This window comes from Streptomyces sp. NBC_00158, assembly GCF_045160885.1.
Lineage (GTDB): Bacteria > Actinomycetota > Actinomycetes > Streptomycetales > Streptomycetaceae > Streptomyces.
This window is the reverse complement of record NZ_CP108161.1, coordinates 7,053,156-7,069,160: the sequence shown is the minus strand read 5'-3', so window position 1 is coordinate 7,069,160 and position 16,005 is coordinate 7,053,156. Positions and strand designations below refer to the sequence as shown.

Here is a 16,005-nt window from a genome sequence, read left to right as displayed (position 1 = left end):
CGCATGGCCCCGGCTCCGCGATGGGGCACGCTCGATGCGGGCGGCACCGGCCGGCCCGGACGACACGAGGAGGAGACGCCGATGGACGCGGAGAACGTGGTCGGACTGCTCATCGCCCTGGCACTGCTCGGCTACCTCGTGACGGCACTGATCAAGCCCGAGAAGTTCTGAAGGGCGCACCCAACCGAGATCGACCCCTCCGGGCAGGAGGCACCACATGTCCGGGTACCGGCTTCACGACCGGGCCGCCCTGCTCGCGGCCCTCCTGGCCCCCTTCCTCGTCGCGCTCCTCCTCGTGCCCTTCCGCACGGGTCTCACCGCGGCGAACGAGGCACTGATCATGGTCGTCGTGGTGGTCGCGGCCGCCGTCCTCGGCACGCGGGCGAGGACGGGGCTTCCCCGGAGGCGGTGGTCGAACACGTGCGCCGGGAGCTCGTGAGCCTGCTGGGGCTGCGCGGCTGCCGCTTCGAGTACGGGACCCTGATCGGGCACCTGCCCCGGCTGGAGCACGGCGGCGGCCTGTGGCTGCGCCGCCCGGGCCGGATCACCGAGTACGCCGACTGGCCGGACGGTGAAGCAGAGCTCCGGGTCGCCGGCGGCGGGCACTACTACGGCCGATACCTCCTCGAGGGGCACCCGGGCCGGCCCCTGCCGCCCGAGGAATCCCGCCTGGTCGCCGTCGCCCTGGCCGCCCAGGCGGGAGCCGCACTGGACTCGGCCGGGCTGTCCCACCAGGACTGACAGGGGCGCGCGGGCGGCGCTCCGCGTATGAGTGGCGTTAGGAGTTCCCCCGCGCCCGTATGGAGCCCGTCAAAGTGTCTTAACACCCGACTGAAGACACGGTTATCTCGTCATCGGCCATCTGGCTGATTCATTTCTTCCCACTTCACTCAGGAGCTCGCGATGGCCGATCTGGCCTTCGTCGTCACCACGGTCGCGGTGTTCGCGCTGGTGGCCCTCATCGCCCGGGGGGTGACCAAGCTGTGACCGTCGAAAACATCGTCGGCCTGGTGGTGGCCGTCTCCCTGCTCGGATACCTCGTCCTCGCCCTCGTGTACCCGGAGAGGTTCTGAGCACCGATATGAGCCCCGTAACCGCTGGTGTGCTCCAGCTCCTCGCACTGATGGCCGCGCTCGCGCTGGCCTACCGTCCGCTCGGCGACTACATGGCCCGCGTCTACTCCTCCGAGAGGCACTACAGGCCGGAGAAGTGGATCTACAAGGCGATCGGCGCCGATCCGAACGCCGAGATGCGCTGGCCCGCATACCTGCGCGCCGTCCTCGCCTTCTCCGCCGTGAGCGTCCTGTTCCTCTACGCCCTCCAGCGGCTCCAGGGCGTCCTGCCCGGCTCGCTCGGCTTCCAGGCGATCGACCCCGACCAGGCCTTCAACACCGCCGCGTCCTTCGTCGCGAACACCAACTGGCAGTCGTACGCGGGCGAGCAGGCCATGGGGCACGTCGTGCAGACCGGCGGCCTGGCGGTGCAGAACTTCGTCTCCGCCGCCGTCGGCATGGCCGTCGCCGTCGCCCTCGTACGAGGCTTCGCACGGTCCCGTACAGGTGAACTCGGCAACTTCTGGGCCGACCTGGTGCGCGGCACCGTCCGCATCCTGATCCCGATCTCCGTGATCGGGGCCCTGGTCCTGGTCGCGTGCGGTGCCATCCAGAACTTCTCCGGGATCCACGAGGTCGGCCAGTTCGCGGGCGGCACCCAGCAGTGGAACGGCGGCGCGGTCGCCTCCCAGGAAGTCATCAAGGAACTCGGAACGAACGGCGGCGGCTACTTCAACGCCAACTCCGCCCACCCCTTCGAGAACCCCACCCCGTTCTCCAACCTGTTCGAGATCTTCCTGATCCTCGTCATCCCCTTCGCCCTCACGCGGACCTTCGGCCGGATGGTCGGAAGCCTGCGCCAGGGCTACGCGATCCTGGCGACGATGGCGACCATCTGGATCGGGTTCACCGCGCTGATGATGTGGACCGAATTCGCCCACCACGGCCCGGCGCTCCAGGCGGCGGGCGGGGCGATGGAGGGCAAGGAGACCCGCTTCGGCATCGGCGCCTCGGCGATCTTCTCGGTCGCCACCACGCTGACCTCCACCGGCGCGGTCAACTCCTTCCACTCCTCCTACACCGGCCTGGGCGGCGGCATCCAGCTGCTGGGCATGCAGCTCGGCGAGATCGCTCCCGGCGGTGTCGGCTCCGGCCTCTACGGCATGCTCGTCATGGCGGTCATCGCGGTGTTCATCGCCGGCCTGATGGTCGGCCGCACGCCCGAGTACCTGGGCAAGAAGATCAGCACCCGCGAGATCAAGTTCGCCGCCTGCTACATCCTCATCACGCCCGCCCTCGTGCTGTGCTTCACCGCCGCCGCGATGGCCCTGCCCACCCCGGCGAACTCGATGACGAACAGCGGTGCACACGGGTTCTCGGAGATCCTGTACGCCTACACCTCGGGCGCCAACAACAACGGCTCCGCCTTCGCGGGCCTGAACGCCGACACGCAGTGGTTCAACTCGACCATCGGCATCGCCATGCTGCTCGGCCGGTTCCTGCCCATGGTGTTCGTCCTCGCGCTCGCCGGCTCGCTCGCCGAGCAGAAGCCCGTCCCCGAGACCGCGGGCACCCTCCGTACCGACAAGCCGCTCTACGCGGGCCTGCTCGTCGGCACCATCCTCATCATCACCGGTCTGACCTACTTCCCGGCGCTGGCGCTGGGGCCGCTCGCCGAAGGGCTCGCATCATGAGCACCGCCACACCGACCCGTGCTCCGCACGACGACCTGCCCACCGGCCACAAGCCGCCCGCCGGCCGCGTCGGCGGGGGCCTCTTCGACCCCAAGGCACTGCTGAAGTCCTTCCCGGACGCCGTCCGCAAGCTCGACCCGCGCGTCATGGTCAAGTCCCCGGTCATGTTCGTCGTCCTGATCGGCTCGGTCGTCACCACCGTGCTGGCGGTCATGGACCCGACCGACTGGTTCGGCTGGGCCATCACCGCCTGGCTCTGGCTCACCACTGTCTTCGCCAACCTCGCCGAGGCCGTGGCGGAAGGCCGGGGCAAGGCGCAGGCCGACACCCTGCGCAAGGCCAAGACCGACTCCGTCGCCCGCCGTCTGAAGGCGGACGGCACGGAGGAGTCCGTCCCGGGTACCGACCTCAAGATCGGCGACCTGGTGGTCTGCGAGGCCGGCGACACCATCCCCGGCGACGGTGACGTCGTCGAAGGCGTCGCCTCGGTCGACGAGTCCGCCATCACCGGCGAGTCCGCTCCCGTCATCCGGGAGTCCGGCGGCGACCGCTCGGCCGTGACCGGCGGTACGAAGGTGCTCTCCGACCGGGTCGTCATCAAAATCACCACCAAGCCCGGTGAGACCTTCATCGACCGCATGATCGCCCTGGTCGAGGGCGCGGCCCGGCAGAAGACGCCGAACGAGATCGCGCTGAACATCCTCCTCGCCTCGCTCACGATCGTCTTCCTGCTGGCCGTCGTCACCCTCCAGCCCTTCGCCATCTACGCGGGCGCCAAACAGTCCATGATCGTGCTCACCGCTCTCCTGGTCTGCCTGATCCCGACCACCATCGGCGCGCTGCTGTCCGCCATCGGCATCGCCGGCATGGACCGCCTGGTCCAGCGCAACGTCCTGGCCATGTCCGGCCGGGCGGTCGAGGCCGCCGGCGACGTGTCCACGCTGCTGCTCGACAAGACCGGCACCATCACCCTCGGCAACCGCCAGGCCGCCGAGTTCGTCCCGGTCAAGGGCACCACCGAGGCCGAACTCGCGGACGCCGCCCAGCTGTCCTCCCTCGCCGACGAGACCCCCGAGGGCCGCTCCATCGTCGTCCTCGCGAAGGAGAAGTACGGGCTGCGCGAGCGCCACCAGGGCGAGCTCAGCCACGCGGAGTGGATCGCCTTCACCGCCCAGACCCGCATGTCCGGTGTCGACGTCGACGGCAAGAAGACCCGCAAGGGCGCGGCCGGTTCGGTCATGACCTGGGTCAAGGAGCAGGGCGGCCAGGTCTCCGACGACGCCGACCTCCTCGCCAACCGGATCTCCGAGGCGGGCGGTACGCCACTGCTGGTCGCCGTGGAGGACGAGGAGGGCGCCCGCGTCCTGGGTGTCATCCACCTCAAGGACGTGGTCAAGGAGGGCATGCGCGAGCGGTTCGACGAGCTGCGCCGCATGGGCATCAAAACCGTCATGATCACCGGCGACAACCCGCTGACCGCGAAGGCGATCGCGCAGGAGGCCGGCGTGGACGACTTCCTCGCCGAGGCCACCCCCGAGGACAAGATGGCCCTCATCAAGCGGGAACAGGCGGGCGGCAAGCTCGTCGCGATGACCGGCGACGGCACCAACGACGCCCCCGCCCTGGCCCAGGCCGACGTGGGCGTCGCGATGAACACCGGCACCTCGGCCGCCAAGGAGGCCGGGAACATGGTCGACCTGGACTCCAACCCCACCAAGCTCATCGAGATCGTCGAGATCGGCAAGCAGCTCCTGATCACCCGGGGAGCGCTGACCACCTTCTCCATCGCCAACGACGTCGCCAAGTACTTCGCGATCATCCCCGCCATGTTCGCGGTGGTCTACCCGGGCCTGGACAAGCTCAACATCATGGGCCTGGCCTCCCCCGAGTCCGCGATCCTCTCCGCCGTCATCTTCAACGCACTGATCATCATCGCCCTCGTCCCGCTCGCCCTCAAGGGCGTCCAGTACAAGCCGACCAGCGCCGACAAGATGCTCCGCCGCAATCTGGGGCTCTACGGCGTGGGCGGTCTGATCGCCCCGTTCATCGGCATCAAGCTCATCGACATGCTCATCACCCTCATCCCCGGAATCGGCTGACTCCCATGAACAACTCGGTAGGAAACACAGCACGGTTGATCGGTGCCGGCCTGCGCGCCCTGCTGGTCCTCACGATCGTGTGCGGGGTCCTCTACCCGCTCGCCGTCACCGGGATCGCCCAGGCCCTCTTCAACGACAAGGCCAACGGCTCCGAGATCAAGGACAAAAGCGGGCAGGTCGTCGGCTCCTCCCTCATCGGGCAGCGCTACGACCTGCCCAAGAAGGACCCCAGCGACGCCGAAGAGGCCGCGAAGCCGGACCTCAAGTGGTTCCAGCCCCGCCCCTCTGGCGGCCTCGGCACCAACAGCGTCAACACCCGGTACTCGCTGATCCTCTCCGGAGCCACCAACCGCTCCGCCGACAACGGCGCCGTCGACGGCAAGTGCACCGACAAGGCGGAGGAGGGCAGCCTCTGCGCCCAGGTCCTCGCCGCCAAGGACGCCGTGATCAGCGACAACTCCACCGCCACCTACAAGGTCAAGCCCGCAGACGTTCCCGCAGACGCGGTCACCTCCTCCGGCTCCGGCCTGGACCCGAACATCTCCCCGGAGTACGCCAAGCTCCAGGTCCACCGGGTCGCCGAGAAGAACGGGCTCGACGTCAAGCGGGTCGAGAAGCTCGTCGCCGACCACACCACCGGCCGCACCCTCGGCTTCATGGGCGAACCGCGCGTCAACGTGCTCGAACTCAACACCGCGCTCAAGGCACTGGCCAAGGGCTGACGGTCCACACGACGAGGGTCTGGAGCCGACGGGACGCGAAGGTCCCCCAGCCACGGCTGGGAGGCACCCCGCGTCCCGCCGGCTCCGACCCGTATCCACCGAAAGAGGAAGGCCCCACACCGATGATCAAGGTGCTGGTGGTGGAAGACGACGCCCAGCTCGTCCGCGCGCTCAGGATCAACCTGGAGGCGAGGAAGTTCGAGGTGGAGACGGCTTCCGACGGAAAGGCCGCCCTGAGGCTCGCGTTCGCCCGCAAGCCCGACGTCATCGTGCTGGATCTCGGACTGCCGGACATCGACGGTATCGACGTGATCACAGAGGTGCGGAAGACGAGCGGCGTGCCGATCCTGGTGCTCTCCGCCCGACATACGTCCGAGGAGAAGATCCGGGCCCTGGACGCCGGCGCCGACGACTACGTGACGAAACCGTTCAGCATGGACGAGCTCCTGGCCCGGCTGCGGGCAGCCGCCCGCCGGGGTGAGACTCCGGCGCCGTCCGCGAAGACCTCCGTGGTCACGACCGACGACTTCACCGTGGACCTGATCGCGAAGAAGGTCAGGCGCGAGGACCGGACCGTGCGGCTGACGCCCACCGAGTGGCACCTGCTGGAGATCCTCATCACCAACCCCGGGCGACTCGTCAGCCAGCGCAAGCTGCTGCTCGACGTCTGGGGGCCGACGTACTCCGAGCACACCAACTACCTGCGGGTCTACATGGCCCAGCTGCGCCGCAAACTGGAAGCGGACCCCTCACACCCGAGGTACCTGATCACCGAGCCCGGCATGGGCTACCGCTTCGAGGGATGACGTACAACATGGGACGCGGCAAGTTTCGCATCTATCTGGGCTCCGCCCCCGGCGTCGGCAAGACGTACGCCATGCTCTCCGAGGGCCACCGCCGGGTGGAACGCGGCACGGACGTCGTCGTCGCCTTCGTCGAGCACCACAGCCGGCCGCGCACCGAGGTGATGCTGCACGGGCTGGAGCAGATCCCACGGCGTGAGCTGGAGTACCGGGACTCCACGTTCACCGAGATGGACGTCGACGCGATCCTCGCCCGGCGTCCCGCCGTCGCGCTCGTGGACGAGCTCGCGCACACCAACGTCCCCGGCTCGCGCAACGCCAAGCGCTGGCAGGACGTCGAGGAACTGCTCCAGGCCGGCATCGACGTCGTCTCCACCGTCAACATCCAGCACCTGGAATCCCTCGGCGACGTCGTCGAGACCATCACCGGCGTGCGGCAGCGCGAGACCGTCCCCGACGAGGTCGTCCGGCGCGCCGACCAGATCGAGCTCGTCGACATGTCCCCGCAGGCCCTGCGCCGCCGCATGGCCCACGGCAACATCTACAAGAGCGACAAGGTCGACGCCGCCCTGTCGAACTACTTCCGCCCCGGCAACCTCACCGCCCTGCGCGAACTCGCGCTGCTCTGGGTCGCCGACCGGGTCGACGAATACCTTCGGGAGTACCGCGGCGAGCACAACATCCGCACCACCTGGCAGGCCCGCGAACGCATCGTCGTCGGCATCACCGGCGGACCCGAGGGCCGTACCCTCATCCGGCGTGCCGCCCGCCTCGCCGAGAAGGGCTCGGGCGGCGAGGTCCTCGCCGTCTACATCGCCCGCAGCGACGGCCTGACCGCCGCCTCGCCCAAGGAACTGGCCGTCCAGCGGACTCTGGTCGAGGACCTCGGCGGCACCTTCCACCACGTCATAGGCGACGACGTCTCCGACTCCCTGCTGGAGTTCGCCCGCGGCTGCAACGCCACCCAGATCGTCCTCGGTGTCAGCCGCCGCCGCTCCTGGCAGTCCGTCTTCAGCCCCGGCGTCAGCGCCACCGTGGCCCGCGAGTCCGGACCCGACCTCGACGTCCACATCGTCACCCACGACGAGGCCGCCAAGGGCCGCGGCCTGCCCGTCGCCCGCGGCGCGCGGCTCAGCCGCTCGCGCGTCATCTGGGGCTGGCTCACCGGCATCGCCGGCCCCGCCCTGCTCAGCGTGCTGCTGAGCCAGGTCGTACCCGGCCTCGGCCTGGCCAACGACATGCTCCTCTTCCTCACCTTCACCGTGGCGGCGGCACTCCTCGGCGGGCTCCTCCCCGCCCTGGCCTCGGCGGCCTTCGGATCCCTGCTCCTGAACTACTTCTTCACCCCGCCGCTGCACGAGTTCACCGTCTCCGACCCCAAGAACATCGTCGCCATCGCGATCTTCGTCGGGGTCGCCGTGTCGGTGGCGTCCGTGGTCGACCTGGCCGCCCGGCGCACCCACCAGGCCGCCCGCCTGCGCGCCGAGTCCGAGATCCTCTCCTTCCTCGCAGGCAGCATCCTGCGCGGCGAAACCGCCCTCGACGCACTCCTGGAGCGCGTCCGCGAAACCTTCGCCATGGAATCCGTCGCCCTGCTGGAACGGGGCACCGAGGTCGAGCCGTGGACCACGGCGGGCAGCATCGGCCCCAACCCGGTGACCCGTCCCGAGGACGCAGACGTGGACATGCCCATCGGCGAGAACATGGCCCTGGCCCTGACCGGCCGGGTCCTGCCCGCCGAGGACCGGCGCGTGCTCGGCGCCTTCGCCGCCCAGGCCGCCGTCGTCCTCGACCGGCAGCGCCTGGTCGACGAGGCCGAGGAAGCCCGCCGCCTGATCGAGGGCAATCAGATCCGGACCGCGCTGCTGGCCGCCGTCAGCCATGACCTGCGCACCCCGCTCGCCGGCATCAAGGTCTCCGTCACCTCCCTGCGCTCCACCGACGTGGAATGGTCCGAGGAGGACCGGGCCGACCTCCTGGAGGGCATCGAGGACGGCGCCGACCGTCTCGACCACCTGATCGGCAACCTCCTCGACATGTCCCGCCTCCAGACGGGCACCGTCGTCCCGCTCATCCGCGAGACCGACCTCGACGAGGTCGTCCCCATGGCCCTGGCCGGGGTTCCCGACGACAGCGTCGAACTCGACATCCCCGAGACCCTGCCCATGGTCGCCGTGGACCGGGGCCTCCTGGAGCGGGCCGTCGCGAACATCGTCGAGAACGCCGTCAAGTACAGCCCCGGCGGCCAGCCCGTCCACGTCTCCGCCAGCTCCCTCGCCGACCGTCTCGAACTGCGCGTCGTCGACCGGGGACCGGGCGTCCCCGACGAGGCCAAGAACCGCATATTCGAACCCTTCCAGCGGTACGGCGACGCCCCCGCGGGCGCCGGCGTGGGCCTCGGACTGGCCGTCGCCAGGGGCTTCCTGGAGGCCATGGAAGGCACCCTGACCGCCGAGGACACCCCCGGCGGCGGCCTGACGATGGTCATCACCCTGCCCATCGCCGGCGGCGGCCGCCCGGTCACCGCAGAGCTCCCGGCCGACGCCACGACCTGACCCCGCGCCGGTCCCGCTCAGCGACCGCCACGCTCCGTGGCGGTCGCGGCCGGGAGCGACAGGGTCATGGTCAGGCCGCCGCCCGGGGTGTCCTCCGGGGTCAGGGTGCCGCCCATCGCCTCGGCGAGGCCGCGGGAGAGGGCGAGCCCGAGGCCGACGCCCGTGCTGTTGTCGGTGTCGCCCAGCCGCTGGAAGGGTACGAAGGCGTTCTCCCGGTCCGCCTCCGGGATTCCCGGCCCGCGGTCGGCGACCCGGATCTCGACACGGTCGTCGAGCGCGCTCGCCGTCAGCAGGACCTGCCGTCCGGGCGGGGTGTGCCGGACCGCGTTGCCCAGCAGGTTGGCGACCACGCGTTCGAGCAGCGGCGGATCGGCCAGGACGGCCGGGGCCCGCTCGATGCTCCGGGTGTCCACGGCGGGAGCGTCGGCGGGCAGGCCGTCCAGCGCGGCGGGCACCACCTCCATCAGGTCGGTGGGCCGCAGCTCCAGCTTCAGGGCTCCGGCCTGGAGCCGGCTCATGTCCAGGAGGTTCTCGACGAGTCGGTTGAGCCGGGCCATCGACTCGTCCGCGGTGGCGAGGAGGGCGTCGCGGTCCTCCTCGCTGAACTCCACGTCGCTGGCGCGCAGCGATTCGATGGCGGCCCATCCGGCGGCGAGCGGGGTCCGCAGGTCGTGGCTGACGGCGGCCAGCAGTGCGGTGCGCATCCGGTCGGCCGCCTTGACGGGTTCGATCTCGGCGGCCGCCTCGGCCAGCCGGGCCCGCTCGACCGCGACGGTGACGTGCGCGGCGAAGGCGGACAGGACCCGGCGGTCGGAGCTGGGCAGTGGCCGCCCGCGCAGGACCAGGTGCGTGTCCTGCCCCACCGGGACCCGTACGGCGGAGGCGTCGTCCGCGACCGCTTCGCCGGTGAGCTCGACCGAGTCCATCCCGAAGGTCTCCCGCGTGCGTTCGAGGAGTGCGGGTACGGCCTGGTCCCCCCGCACGATGGAGCCGGCGAGGGAGGAGAGCGTCTCCGCCTCCGCCGTGGCACGGGCCGCCCGGCGCGACAGGCGCAGCGACCGGTCGACGGCCGCGGCGACGGTTCCGGCGACCACCGCGAACACCACCAGCGCGAGGATGTTGTTGGGCTCGGCGATGGTGAACTCGCCGACCGGCGGGATGAACCAGTAGTTCAGCAGCAGGGAGGCCGTCAGTGAGGCGACCAGGGCCGACAGCACGCCGCCCACGCACGCCACCCCGACCACCGTCACGAGGAACAGGAGGGCCTCACTGGTGAGGTTGAGGCTGCCCCTGGTGCGGTCGAGGAGGAAGGTGAGCGCGAGCGGGAGGACGAGCCCCAGGACCGGTCCGGCGATGAGCCTGGACGTCGGCAGGGTCCGCCGTGTCGACGGCAACAGCCTTCCGCCGCCGGCCCGTTCGTGCGTGACCATGTGGACGTCGATGTCCTCGGACAGCCCGACGATCGTCTCGCCAGTACCCCGGCCGGTGAGGAAGCGCTCGACGCGCCCGCGGCGGCTCGTGCCGAGGACCAGCTGCGTGGCGTTCTGCGAGCGGGCGAACTCGGTGAGCGCCGTGGCCACGTCGTCCCCGACCAGGGAGTGGTAGCTGCCGCCGAGGCTTTCGACGAGGGCCCTCTGGCGGACCAGTGCGGTCGCCGAGGCACCGGCGGCCAGGCCGTCGCTGCGCGCCATGTGGACGGCGAGGAGGTCGCCGCCGGCGGAGCGGGCCGCGATCCTGGCGGCGCGCCGGATGAGGGTGTCGCCCTCGGGACCGCCGGTGATGGCCACGACCACCCGTTCCCGGGTCTCCCACACTCCCCCTATGCCGTGCTCGGCGCGGTACTTCTGGAGTGCCTCGTCCACCCGCCCGGCCAGCCACAGCAGGGCCAGCTCGCGCAGGGCGGTGAGGTTGCCGACCCGGAAGTAGTTGGACAGCGCCGCGTCGACCTTCTCCGGGGCGTAGACGTTCCCGTGCGCCATCCGCCGCCGCAGCGCCTCGGGCGGCAGGTCGACCAGCTCGATCTCGTGGGCCCGGCGCACGACTTCGTCCGGCACGGTCTCGTGCTGCGGCACCCTGGTGATCTTCTCGACGACGTCGTTGAGGGACTCCAGGTGCTGCACGTTCACGGTGGTCACCACGTCGATCCCGGCCGCGAGCAGCGCCTCCACCTCCTGCCAGCGCTTGGCCGGGCTTCCTCCGGGCACGACGGAGTGGGCCAGCTCGTCGACGAGCGCGACCCGGGGCCGCCGTTCCAGTACCGCCGCCAGGTCCATCTCCGGGAACCGGCTCCCCCGGTACGTGCGTTCCGTACGCGGCAGGACCTCCAGCCCGGCGAGCTTCTCCTCGGTGTGGCGGCGGCCGTGGCACTCCACGAAGGCGACGACGACGTCGGTACCCCGGTCGGCCCGGCGCCGCCCTTCGTCGAGCATCCGGTACGTCTTGCCCACACCGGGGGCCGCCCCGAGAAAGACCTTCAGCCTTCCGGGTCGGGTATCCGCCTCCGCCACGACACGCGCCTCCTGACGCCGAGATCGGCCCCGATCCGCACGGAGGGCTTCCCCGGCCGGCAGAGGCACACGAGTGCTGCTGACGATCATCATCGGGTGGAAGACGGCCGGATCAGGGCAGAGCACGAAGACATTGACGCCGCTCTGACGGAGTTCATCCGATGCCGGGGATCAGGGACACCACGAGGTCGATGAGCTTGATGCCGACGAAGGGGGCGACCAGCCCGCCGAGGCCGTAGACGGCCAAGTTGCGGCGGAGCAGGTCGTGCGCGGAGGCGGGCCGGTAGCGGACGCCTCGCAGGGCGAGCGGGATCAGGGCGATGATGATCAGCGCGTTGAAGATGATCGCCGAGGTGATGGCGGACTGCGGGCTGTGCAGGCCCATGACGTTGAGGGCGACCAGGCCCGGGTAGGCCGAGGCGAACATCGCCGGAATGATCGCGAAGTACTTCGCGACGTCGTTCGTGATCGAGAAGGTGGTCAGGGCTCCCCGGGTGATCAGGAGCTGCTTGCCGATCTCGACGATCTCGATCAGCTTGGTCGGGTTGGAGTCCAGGTCGACCATGTTCCCGGCCTCCTTGGCGGCCGAGGTGCCCGAGTTCATCGCGACGCCCACGTCGGCCTGGGCCAGGGCGGGGGCGTCGTTGGTGCCGTCGCCGGTCATCGCGACGAGCTTGCCGCCCTCCTGCTCCCGCTTGATGAGGGCGAGCTTGTCCTCCGGTGTGGCCTGGGCGAGGTACTCGTCGACGCCCGCCTCCGCCGCGATCGCCCGGGCGGTCAGCGGGTTGTCTCCGGTCACCATGACGGTGCGGATGCCCATGCGGCGCAGTTCGGCGAAGCGTTCGCGGATGCCGTCCTTGACCACGTCCTTCAGGTGGATGATGCCCAGCACCCGTGGTCCGTCCCAGTCGTGGACGGCCACCAGCAGCGGCGTGCCGCCGGAGGCGGACACCGAGTCCGCCCAGGCGACGGCTTCGCCCCGCACGGTGCCGCCGCGCAGCGCGACCCAGTCCGCGACCTCGGCCGCCGCGCCCTTGCGGATGGCGACGCCCGCGCCGTTCGGCCAGCTCAGGTTGAGTCCGCTCATCCGGGTCTTCGCGCTGAACTCCATGAACCGCGGGTTGCTCAACTCCCCCTCCGCCGGCGGCCGGATGCCGTACTGCCGCGCCAGGGCCACGACGGAACGGCCCTCGGGCGTCTCGTCGGCGAGCGAGGACAGCTGGGCGGCTTCCGCGAGCTTGCCCAGGTCCTGACCGGGCAACGGGACGAAGGCGGCGGCCTCCCGGTTCCCGAGGGTGATGGTGCCCGTCTTGTCCAGCAGCAGCGTGCCCACGTCGCCGGCCGCCTCGACCGCCCGGCCGGACATGGCCAGGACGTTGCGCTGGACCAGGCGGTCCATGCCGGCGATGCCGATCGCGGAGAGCAGCGCGCCGATGGTGGTGGGGATGAGGGTGACCAGCAGGGCTACGAGGACGGCGGTGCTCTGGGCCGCCTTCGCGTAGTCGGCCATCGGCTGCAGGCTGATCACCACCAGGACGAAGATGATCGTGAGGGCGGCGAGGAGGATGTTGAGGGCGATCTCGTTCGGGGTCCGCTGCCGGGCGGCGCCCTCGACCAGGGCGATCATTCGGTCGAGGAAGCTGTTGCCCGGGCGCGAGGAGACGCGGACGACGATCGAGTCCGACAGGACCGTCGTGCCGCCGGTCACACCGGACTTGTCTCCGCCCGACTCGCGCAGCACGGGGGCCGATTCGCCGGTGACGGCGGACTCGTCGACCATCGCGGCCCCGTCGACCACGTCACCGTCGGCCGGAATCAGCTCGCCCGCCTCGACCAGGACGAAGTCCATGGGCTGGAGTTCGGCCGGGGTGACGGCCTCGGTCTCGGCCGTGCGCAGGTTCGTCCCGTAGGACCAGTGCTTGATCCGCAGGGCGACGGTGTCGGTGCGGGCCTTGCGCAGCGACGCCGCCTGCGCCCGGCCCCGCCCCTCGGCGACGGCTTCGGCGAGGTTGGCGAACAGCACGGTCAGCCACAGCCAGCCGCTGATCACCCAGGTGAACACCGAGGGGTGGATCACCGCCGACAGCGTGGTCAGGACCGAGCCGACCGCGACGACCAGCAGTACGGGTTTGCGCGCCAGAGCGCGCGGGTGCAGCTTGCGCACCGCCTCGCGTGCCGCGTCCGCCAGCTGCCCCGGCTCCAGCAGTCGCGCCCGTCGCCCGGGCCGCCGGTGCGGTGGCCGGTAGACGGGGGACGGGGGCGGGCTCCCCGGGCCCGGAGGGGTGTGCTGCGCGGTGGCGGCGGAAGACATGAGAGGCGAACCTTCTGACGTGAAGCAGGAGGAGGCCGACTGGTCGGGCCGGCCGTACGGAAGGCGCCGCTGCCGGGGGCCGGATGGCATGGGCCCCTCAGCCGTCGTCATGCGGTGATCAGGGCCCCCGGCAGCGGGAACGGGAGGAAGCTACCCGACCGTCCTACTGCCGGCGCAGTCCGAGAAGAGGAATTGCCGCCGCCTTGACGCCGGTGCGGGGAATCGCGTCAACGGACCGTCAGAATCCCGTCAGGAAACCCCTGTCGGACCGGTGACGGCGCGGCGGGTGACTGGCCTCGTGGGCGCGAGAACGGAGCCGACGGACCCTCGAAGCGGGCGGCGTCGCTCCCACTCGTGGCAGCAGTACTCACCGGCCGCTCGGCTGCGAGGTGGGTTCGCCGAGCGCTGGGGCCGACGGCGCCAAGTGCCGCACCGGCGGGGTGTTCGCCCTCTCAGCCATGGGGTCACCGCAAGACGGGCGTCGAACGGATGCGGATGCGACGGCGACCGGGCACAGGCCGTGCCTCGGCCTTCTCCGGTCACGCCGCCTCGGCCGAAGAGTCGTTCGGCTTTGCCCTGTGCGTCGACGAGCCCCGGCCCTGTTCGTCCTCGCGGCCGGGTACGGCCATGGTGTCGTCCCCCTCCACCGTTCAGATGGTCGCGCGCACGATGACGAGCGCCCCTTCGTACGTCGCCTGCGTGCGCAGGTGTCCGGAACGTTCGTCCCGGGCCCCGGACTCCAGATCGCGGCGGAGCCCCTCGTCGAAGCGCGCACGAGCACCGTCGTCGATGAAGCTCCATGCCGAGCAGGCCTGTCGGGCCGCTGGGGCGAGGAGCATCTCCGGGCGCCCGTAGTAGGCCTCGTTGAAGCCGTCCGTGCAGTCGAGCGGGACAGGGACGGCCTGGATGGTCCCGGTGCCGCCGAGGGCGCCCGCCATCTCCTCGATCGGCGGGTACCGGCGGGCTTCGGTGTCGAGTACCTCCGGGGCGTACTCGTACAGCCAGAAGTCCTTCACGAGTTCCGGGTCGCAGGTCAGCACGACGACCGGGCCTCGGGCGGGCCGGGCGCGCATGGACTCGGAGGGCTCGACGGGCGTCACCGCCCCTGCGGCACTCTCGTACGATCCGGCGCCGGCGCCGACGTTGAGGACGGTCCGCGCGCCGTCGAGGGCCTCGGCGATGAACTGCGCGATGCGGGTGTCCGGCTTGCGGTAGGAGGAGTATCCGGTGCCGACGGCGCCGTAGTCGACGTCTCCGGCACTGCCGTCCTGGGTGCGTGCGTTCATGGGGTCCTTACCTTGCTTCGTGAGCAGGAACAGGGGGATGCGCCCGCCCTTCACCGGAGGCGTCGGCGTCGCGGGTGCGGGACTGCCGCGGTCATGACCAGAGCTGGAACCGTTCCCAGCCGTCGCCGCCGCGTTCGTAGCGCAGCCGGGTGTGGACGCGGCTCTTCGCGGCCTGCCAGGACTCCACCTCGGTGGGGGCCAGGGTGTAGAGGGTCCGGGCGGAGTCGACGAGCGAGGGTTCCTGCTCGATCAGGGTCAGCGCCTTCGCCAGGGCCTGGTCCCGGTCGGCGGTATCGGTCAGGTGCCGGCTCTGGCGGCCGAGCAGCGACTCCGCCCGGGCGGTGAGGGAGCGGGCCAGGAGGTCGGCGGCGTTCTCCTCGGCCGAGCCGGGCGTCACGCTGCCCCGGACCCTGACCTGCCGCCCCTGCTGCGGCCAGCAGAAGGTGAGGGCCGCGCGCGGGTGGCAGCTCAGCCGGCCGCCCTTGGGGCTGAAGGCATGCCCGGCGAACTGCCATCCCGAGCCGTCCACCCCCTTGAGGATCAGCACGCGCGCGTCCGGATCACCGGCCGAGTCGACCGTGGACAGCGTCATCGCATGCGGATCACGCACACCGTCCGCCACGGCCTCGACCAGCCAGGACAGGAACAGGCGCACCGGATCGGCCGGGGCCCGCTCCGGATCGAACTCCGGCAGCGGCCCGGCGAAGACCTCAAGGCCGCGCAGCCACTGCCGGGTGCCGCCCACGTGCTCCGAACCCGCGGTCATCCTCTGCTCCTCCGGATTCCGACAACCTCACATCAGCATCTTGCATCCACTAGGGCTAATTGGTAATTTGCCTTGCAAATGCTTGTTGAATCGCCCTAATGAGCCACAGATGCAATTCCGGTCAGTACGCGCTCATCCGAGTCACGACTGCTCCTCGCACCCGTCGAGAAGACGCATTCCTGCCCTTCGGGCAGCCACTGACGGAGGGTG

Annotated in this window: 13 protein-coding genes; 9 read left to right on the top strand and 4 right to left on the bottom strand. The window is 70.6% G+C overall.

Annotation, left to right across the window (positions count from 1 at the left end):
• The first annotated feature begins 81 nt into the window (after nucleotides 1-81).
• The 9 genes from kdpF (OG553_RS32340) to OG553_RS32300 all read left to right on the top strand — a co-directional run bounded on the left by kdpF (OG553_RS32340) (nucleotide 82) and on the right by OG553_RS32300 (nucleotide 8,925).
• Nucleotides 82-171, top strand: a complete 90-nt coding sequence (gene kdpF, locus OG553_RS32340) for a K(+)-transporting ATPase subunit F (RefSeq protein ID WP_405982392.1) — start codon at nucleotides 82-84, stop codon at nucleotides 169-171.
• Between the two features lie 46 nt (nucleotides 172-217).
• Nucleotides 218-439 (top strand): hypothetical protein, encoded by a 222-nt coding sequence (locus OG553_RS32335; protein WP_405982391.1) that lies wholly within the window; start codon nucleotides 218-220, stop codon nucleotides 437-439.
• A complete protein-coding gene (locus OG553_RS32330) occupies nucleotides 409-741 on the top strand; it encodes a hypothetical protein (protein WP_405982390.1) in 333 nt (110 codons plus the stop codon). The genes OG553_RS32335 and OG553_RS32330 overlap by 31 nt, the downstream gene beginning before the upstream one ends.
• Before the next feature lie 242 nt (nucleotides 742-983).
• Nucleotides 984-1,073 (top strand): K(+)-transporting ATPase subunit F, encoded by a 90-nt coding sequence (gene kdpF / locus OG553_RS32325; RefSeq protein ID WP_042817481.1) that lies wholly within the window; start codon nucleotides 984-986, stop codon nucleotides 1,071-1,073.
• A gap of 8 nt (nucleotides 1,074-1,081) precedes the next feature.
• Nucleotides 1,082-2,746: a potassium-transporting ATPase subunit KdpA gene (kdpA, locus tag OG553_RS32320; RefSeq protein WP_405982389.1), complete on the top strand. Its 1,665-nt coding sequence runs from the start codon at nucleotides 1,082-1,084 to the stop codon at nucleotides 2,744-2,746.
• Entirely contained in the window at nucleotides 2,743-4,845 is a 2,103-nt protein-coding gene (gene kdpB, locus OG553_RS32315; protein ID WP_405982388.1) for a potassium-transporting ATPase subunit KdpB, read from the top strand. The genes kdpA and kdpB (OG553_RS32315) overlap by 4 nt, the downstream gene beginning before the upstream one ends.
• A gap of 5 nt (nucleotides 4,846-4,850) precedes the next feature.
• On the top strand, nucleotides 4,851-5,567 hold the full coding sequence (locus OG553_RS32310) for a potassium-transporting ATPase subunit C (protein WP_405982387.1): 717 nt from the start codon (nucleotides 4,851-4,853) through the stop codon (nucleotides 5,565-5,567).
• A gap of 122 nt (nucleotides 5,568-5,689) precedes the next feature.
• On the top strand, nucleotides 5,690-6,373 hold the full coding sequence (locus OG553_RS32305; RefSeq protein WP_405982386.1) for a response regulator: 684 nt from the start codon (nucleotides 5,690-5,692) through the stop codon (nucleotides 6,371-6,373).
• An 8-nt stretch (nucleotides 6,374-6,381) separates the two neighbouring features.
• Nucleotides 6,382-8,925, top strand: a complete 2,544-nt coding sequence (locus tag OG553_RS32300; RefSeq protein ID WP_405982385.1) for an ATP-binding protein — start codon at nucleotides 6,382-6,384, stop codon at nucleotides 8,923-8,925.
• A 17-nt stretch (nucleotides 8,926-8,942) separates the two neighbouring features.
• Here the strand turns inward: OG553_RS32300 and OG553_RS32295 are convergent, their stop codons facing one another.
• The 4 genes from OG553_RS32295 to OG553_RS32280 form a co-directional block, all read right to left on the bottom strand.
• Nucleotides 8,943-11,432: an ATP-binding protein gene (locus OG553_RS32295; RefSeq protein WP_405982384.1), complete on the bottom strand. Its 2,490-nt coding sequence runs from the start codon at nucleotides 11,430-11,432 to the stop codon at nucleotides 8,943-8,945.
• 154 nt (nucleotides 11,433-11,586) lie between these two features.
• Nucleotides 11,587-13,743 carry a potassium-transporting ATPase subunit KdpB gene (gene kdpB / locus OG553_RS32290; RefSeq protein ID WP_405982383.1) on the bottom strand — a complete coding sequence of 719 codons (2,157 nt, stop codon included), beginning with the start codon at nucleotides 13,741-13,743 and terminating at the stop codon, nucleotides 11,587-11,589.
• Between the two features lie 650 nt (nucleotides 13,744-14,393).
• Nucleotides 14,394-15,029, bottom strand: coding sequence for an SAM-dependent methyltransferase (locus OG553_RS32285; protein ID WP_405982382.1), 636 nt, complete (start codon nucleotides 15,027-15,029; stop codon nucleotides 14,394-14,396).
• A gap of 91 nt (nucleotides 15,030-15,120) precedes the next feature.
• On the bottom strand, nucleotides 15,121-15,795 hold the full coding sequence (locus tag OG553_RS32280; protein ID WP_405982381.1) for a pyridoxal 5'-phosphate synthase: 675 nt from the start codon (nucleotides 15,793-15,795) through the stop codon (nucleotides 15,121-15,123).
• Between the last annotated feature and the right edge of the window lie 210 nt (nucleotides 15,796-16,005).

Bases quoted from the DNA above. Each gene is read 5' to 3' on its own strand.
- OG553_RS32335 (WP_405982391.1), top strand. From the start codon at position 218: ATGTCCGGGTACCGGCTTCACGACCGGGCCGCCCTGCTCGCGGCCCTC.
- kdpB (WP_405982383.1), bottom strand. From the start codon at position 13,743: ATGTCTTCCGCCGCCACCGCGCAGCACACCCCTCCGGGCCCGGGGAGC.
- kdpB (WP_405982388.1), top strand. From the start codon at position 2,743: ATGAGCACCGCCACACCGACCCGTGCTCCGCACGACGACCTGCCCACC.
- OG553_RS32310 (WP_405982387.1), top strand. From the start codon at position 4,851: ATGAACAACTCGGTAGGAAACACAGCACGGTTGATCGGTGCCGGCCTG.
- kdpA (WP_405982389.1), top strand. From the start codon at position 1,082: ATGAGCCCCGTAACCGCTGGTGTGCTCCAGCTCCTCGCACTGATGGCC.
- OG553_RS32305 (WP_405982386.1), top strand. From the start codon at position 5,690: ATGATCAAGGTGCTGGTGGTGGAAGACGACGCCCAGCTCGTCCGCGCG.
- kdpF (WP_405982392.1), top strand. From the start codon at position 82: ATGGACGCGGAGAACGTGGTCGGACTGCTCATCGCCCTGGCACTGCTC.
- OG553_RS32300 (WP_405982385.1), top strand. From the start codon at position 6,382: ATGGGACGCGGCAAGTTTCGCATCTATCTGGGCTCCGCCCCCGGCGTC.
- OG553_RS32280 (WP_405982381.1), bottom strand. From the start codon at position 15,795: ATGACCGCGGGTTCGGAGCACGTGGGCGGCACCCGGCAGTGGCTGCGC.
- OG553_RS32285 (WP_405982382.1), bottom strand. From the start codon at position 15,029: ATGAACGCACGCACCCAGGACGGCAGTGCCGGAGACGTCGACTACGGC.